The organism is Caballeronia arvi, assembly GCF_001544695.2.
GTDB lineage: Bacteria > Pseudomonadota > Gammaproteobacteria > Burkholderiales > Burkholderiaceae > Caballeronia > Caballeronia arvi.
The window spans coordinates 1-884 of sequence record NZ_FCOM02000283.1; the positions used below are offsets into that span (position 1 = coordinate 1).

Here is an 884-nt window from a genome sequence, read left to right on the forward strand (position 1 = left end):
ACGCTTGCTGCCGCGCGAGCGCCAGAAAAGAAACGCGGCGGGAGCGACCAAAAGCACGGGTACAACAACGGAATGCACGCCCCGCCCAAGCAAAGCGCGATGAATCGTAGAGAGGTGGTGGGCAAAACCAAACTCGACGCGAAGCAGACGACTCCGATGCCTGCAACGACGGTCATCGCGCGCAGAACGATACGCTCACGTTTCAGCTTCCCTGGCAGCCAGAGCAAGAGCAAGGCAGCGAGCGCCCAAGGAATCATGTTAAGCAGTCCATTGACGGTGGATGAGACGCCGTAGCTTTTCACGAGCGTCGGCATCCAGTAGGTCACTCCATAAAGCGACGTCGACATCAACATGTAAGTCGCGGCGAACATGAGGACCTTGGGGTCGATGAATGCAGCCCACGGGTGCGACGCCTTTGCCTCCGGGGAGGCTTCCCTGAGAAACGCCGCTTGCACCACGTCCTTTTCTGCCTGAGACAGAAACGGAGCCACCCGCACGGAATTGGGAAGGTACTTCAATGCGACGAAGGCAACAATGATTGCCGGAGCGCCGGTCGCAATGAAAACCCACTGCCAGCCATTGAGTCCCCATGTCCCGCCGAGGGAAAGCAGAAGCCCGCCAACCAGAGACCCGAGCATATTCGCCAGTGCACTGCCGAGCGTGAAGAATCCGAGCACGCGAGTCCGGTAGCTCTGTGGAAACCATTGCGTAAGGTAGTAGATGACGCCGGGATAAAAGCCCGCCTCAGCGACACCGAGCGCAAACCGGTAGAAGTAGAACAGCGGAAGAGATTTCGTAAACGCCAGCAAAACGGTGATGATCCCCCAGGTGACCATGATTCGCGCCAGCCAGGTACGAGCGCCGAAGCGATGAAGAGCAAGCGT

1 protein-coding gene is annotated in these 884 nt (G+C 58.5%); it reads right to left on the bottom strand.

All coding sequences use genetic code 11. From position 1 onward, the window contains the following. The coding region (locus tag AWB74_RS44925) for an MFS transporter (protein ID WP_061152847.1) at positions 1 to 884 on the bottom strand (884 nt) is incomplete at both ends.